The 4,050-nt window shown below is 34.2% G+C and carries 4 protein-coding genes; 1 reads left to right on the plus strand and 3 read right to left on the minus strand.

The genetic code is table 11. The annotated features are described in order from the left end of the window. The first annotated feature begins 125 nt into the window (after positions 1–125). Positions 126–740: a TetR/AcrR family transcriptional regulator gene (locus V7183_RS14505; RefSeq protein ID WP_335359962.1), complete on the plus strand. Its 615-nt coding sequence runs from the start codon at positions 126–128 to the stop codon at positions 738–740. Positions 741–883: 143 nt separating this feature from the next. On the opposite strand, the gene V7183_RS14510 is transcribed toward V7183_RS14505, so the two are convergent. From V7183_RS14510 to V7183_RS14520, 3 genes are read right to left on the minus strand one after another with little or no spacing between them, the layout of a single operon-like run. Further along, positions 884–1,168: a hypothetical protein gene (locus V7183_RS14510; protein WP_335359963.1), complete on the minus strand. Its 285-nt coding sequence runs from the start codon at positions 1,166–1,168 to the stop codon at positions 884–886. Positions 1,169–1,189: 21 nt separating this feature from the next. Continuing rightward, positions 1,190–2,764 carry a hypothetical protein gene (locus V7183_RS14515; RefSeq protein WP_335359964.1) on the minus strand — a complete coding sequence of 525 codons (1,575 nt, stop codon included), beginning with the start codon at positions 2,762–2,764 and terminating at the stop codon, positions 1,190–1,192. Then, positions 2,748–3,638: an ABC transporter ATP-binding protein gene (locus tag V7183_RS14520; RefSeq protein ID WP_097896321.1), complete on the minus strand. Its 891-nt coding sequence runs from the start codon at positions 3,636–3,638 to the stop codon at positions 2,748–2,750. Before V7183_RS14520 ends, V7183_RS14515 begins: the two co-directional genes overlap by 17 nt. Between the last annotated feature and the right edge of the window lie 412 nt (positions 3,639–4,050).

Raw genomic sequence — 4,050 nt, forward strand, 5'->3', positions numbered from 1 at the left:
TAAAATAGATTTATATAATGGTCACTTTCTGACGAGATATCGTCTATAATTTATATACCAATAAGAATTTACATACTATACGGTATATTAATACTATATAACTTGTCAAGAAAAGGAGGAGTACGATGAACCGACGAAGATTAACCCAAGAGGAGAGGAAGAAAGAAACACGACAATTACTCTTGGAATCAGCTTTTGAAACTTTTGCCAAATTAGGATTTCATGGAGCTTCTGTTGATAAGATTGCAGAACATGCTGGATTTAGTAAAGGAGCTGTTTATGCTCATTTTCATACGAAAGAAGATCTCTTCTTAGCCATAGTAGAACAACAAATGAATTTATATGTGCGGAACATCCGTCAAGTAATAGGACAGCAGCAGTCATTATCACATTTTATTGAAACGATGGATGAGTATTTTGATTCGGTTAGACAGCAAACTCACACATGGAGTATGCTTAGCATGGAATTTCTTCTATATGCAATGCGTGAAGAATCCGTACGCCATAAATGGTCTAACATGGTAACTGAAGCGGTAAAACAAATTTCTAAATCAATTGAGAGTTTACTATTGAAGGAGAATTACAAATCTACTTTATCTACCGAAGAAATAGCGTGGACCATGCTGTCGTTAGAAAATGGCATGTCTATATTTTATTACATTAGTCAAAATCACATACCCCTTGATTTATATGGAAAAGCACTACAAAACATGCTCCTATCCTCCCACCAGGAAGATTAGAAAATTCTCTAATCCAAGCCAATTTAAAATATACAAATCAAAAACTATTTACACAACAAAACACACTCCAAACAGATCTATTTGGAATGTGTTTTGTTACTAATTTTTCTTGGTCGTGCTTGTGAGGTACTTATAATCAAATCTTATAAAATAGACGAAGAATTCTCTGTTATAATTTCTAACTTCTCTCCATCTTCTTTTATTTTGGCATCTTTTACCTCTCCTGTATCAACTATAATACTCTTTTCAGATGTCGAATGTAATTTAATATCTTGTCCTATTGTTTTTACATGAATTTCATTTATATTTTTAGCAGCAAACTTTTTGGAGACTGTTGCTTCATTTTTGTTTGCATCACAAGCTACTAAATTCAAAGTCATGACACTTATAAATGAAAACAAATACATTTTCTCTTTTATATTCTTCATTCCATCACTCCTCTTGGCCACTCACTTGAATATTAACCATACTCTCCCTGTTTGTTGCGCTTGTCCGATTAATGCGATACATAGTAGTAAAACAGATAACATACTATACAAACTTGCGTGTGATGTTGATATCCCTAAGAAATCTAGATACGGAAGATGATTTACTGGGCCTAAATACCATAAGAGTATATACAGTACTTCAAATAACTTACGTGTCCTACTCCATACACCAAGTGCCAATGCGAGTGTGGAGATGAATACTATGCCACTAAGCCAAGAAAGCAAAAATGAAATATCTTCAATTAATATAAATTGAATGATAAGACCACTGGAGATGATACCCCCTACTATAATCCCTGAAATCCACGTCGCAAAAAACTTATACAAAGGAGAACAACTTGAATAAATAATTTGATTTGTCCTATAAAACCGTTCTCTAGTTGCCATTTGTGACCAAATTGCAATTGGCCAAATTATAATAATAGGTAGCCATCCTTTTGATATATCTACCGGACATATCAATCCAAATGCTATAAGCCCAATCGCAATTACATACCACCAAATCGTAAACCCTTTTAACATAATCGATAGCTCCGCTTTAATTAAACGAAACATACTAATGCTCTTTGTTTTCGTTATAGAAGTGAATGTAAAAGAGTTATGATTTTGTTCATTCACAGCGATCCTTTTCTTATTCTCCTCAAACCCTCTTACCTTTTCCTTTACTTTAGTAAATGTACGAAATCTATTAAACACAAGGGACGTTAGCCAAAGTAGTAACATCGCCATTCCAATCCAAACCAAACTTGTTACAAGTATTTCGGCATTCCAGGTCAATCCATCCCAATGAAATGTTTTAATCTTTCCCTCTACCGGGTTATACCCGAATCCTCCACCATTTGTTCCTCTTAAAAATTCATATTCTCTCATTGCATCATGTATCATATCAGAACGAATGATTCCTAAACCAAATACATCTAAATAACGATTTGGCATTTCAAACGACATAATCGCTAATAACACCCACAAGAAAAAGAACACAATATTACCTACTACACCTTTTAAACCAGGAAACACATCAAAAAAAGTTGTGAATGCCGCTAGAAGCAATAACGAAGGAAATACAATATAAAAGAGTGGATATAAATAACCACCTAATTGAAACGAAAGGTCTTCCCCACGTATAAATTGCATCACCATAAAAGCAATAATAAATACCATCTCAATGGCCACTAAAACGATAAAATTAGAAATTGTTTTACTAAAAATATATTGAAATTTACTTATAGGTGAAGCTGCAATCAATTGCCCGACTCCTAACTGTTGATCGTCTGAAATTTGACTTCTTAGCATATAAAAACCAAGCAACCAAATAAATAAAGTAGAAGTCATTGCTCCCATACCACCAAGCCAATTCGAATTATATATTCCTCTAACTCCACCAAGATAAATTATTTCATAGCCTGCTGAAGCTGCTGGCACACAAGCATACCCAAAAAAAATCGTTAATCCAATTACAATTAAAAATGGATAACTTCTCACTTGCCTAATTAAATTGTTTTTAATGAAATAAAATAGATTATATACATTGTTCAATTTTATGCGCTCCTTTCGAGGAAACATAATAAAGATACGCATCTTCAAGAGAGGCTGCGATCATATGCGCTTTAGCACTAGGAGCATTGCTGGAAACGATGCGTGCATGAATTCCATCACTCCGATGAATCGCGCTGCTTACTATGTATTTCTTTTGAACATTATGTAACTCAGAAGCTGGTATAACCCATTCCCATACTTTCCCCTCCACATACTTTAATAGTTGTTCAGGACGCATATGGGCTAATACATTCCCTTTTGATAATAAAGCTATATCACTCGCAATCGATTCAATATCCGTTACAATATGTGTCGATAAAATAACGATTCTATTAGAAGAAAGACTAGATAATAAATTTCTAAACCGAATTCGTTCTTCAGGGTCCAATCCTACTGTCGGCTCATCTACAATCAATAATTTCGGATCATTTAATAGCGCCTGTGCAATTCCAACTCTTTGCCGCATTCCACCTGAATAGCCGCCTAATAGTCGTTTCCGGTCATTCATTAAGTTCAGCGCTTCAAGCAATTCATTGATACGCTTTTTTGAAGAGCTCATTGATAAACCTTTCATCGCTGCTATATACTCTAAAAACTCGACTGCGTTCATATTTGGATATACACCAAAGTCTTGCGGTAAATACCCGAGTTGTGAACGTAACAGCTTCGGTTTCTTTTGAATATTTTCCCCATCCCATATCACACTACCATTCGTCGGTTGTTCAATTGTTGCTAAAATTCTCATAAGTGTAGACTTCCCCGCACCATTCGGGCCTAAGAGTCCTAATACTCCTGGTTTTAAATGTAAACTACAATCATTTAACGCTACTTTCTCTCCGTATTTTTTTGTGACATGGTCAATTATTAATTCCATCACGTTACCTCCTCACCTTATGAAACAAGTGTCATTTTTTAACACTTACGTTTTCTTATTTTCATTGTAGGTGGCGAAAGTAAAATCTAAGTAAAATCTAGAAAAAATTAGTTTAAAATATAAAACTAGTAAACATAATCTCTAAAGCTCAATTTATACATGCTCATAAAAAAAGATTCCGAAACAGATTATATGTAAATCCGTTTCGGAATCTTTTCTGAAAAGAGGCAACGCAATCGAATTTTGCTAGCCCCATCTTCTATCCTCTAAATAAAAAACATCCGAAAATATCATGTACCTCTTTTCCCTCTGCCTTCAACAGAAAAAGATGATATCTCTTGATATTTCGGATGTTTTTTGAAGAGCTTCACACTTCAAAATTAGTGAAAAGGTAAAGCTATATAAATCCATT

Origin of the sequence: Bacillus sp. JJ1127 (assembly GCF_036965845.1) — a bacterium.
Taxonomy (GTDB): Bacteria; Bacillota; Bacilli; order Bacillales; family Bacillaceae_G; genus Bacillus_A.

Bases quoted from the DNA above. Each gene is read 5' to 3' on its own strand.
- V7183_RS14520 (WP_097896321.1), bottom strand. From the start codon at position 3,638: ATGGAATTAATAATTGACCATGTCACAAAAAAATACGGAGAGAAAGTA.
- V7183_RS14510 (WP_335359963.1), bottom strand. From the start codon at position 1,168: ATGAAGAATATAAAAGAGAAAATGTATTTGTTTTCATTTATAAGTGTC.
- V7183_RS14505 (WP_335359962.1), top strand. From the start codon at position 126: ATGAACCGACGAAGATTAACCCAAGAGGAGAGGAAGAAAGAAACACGA.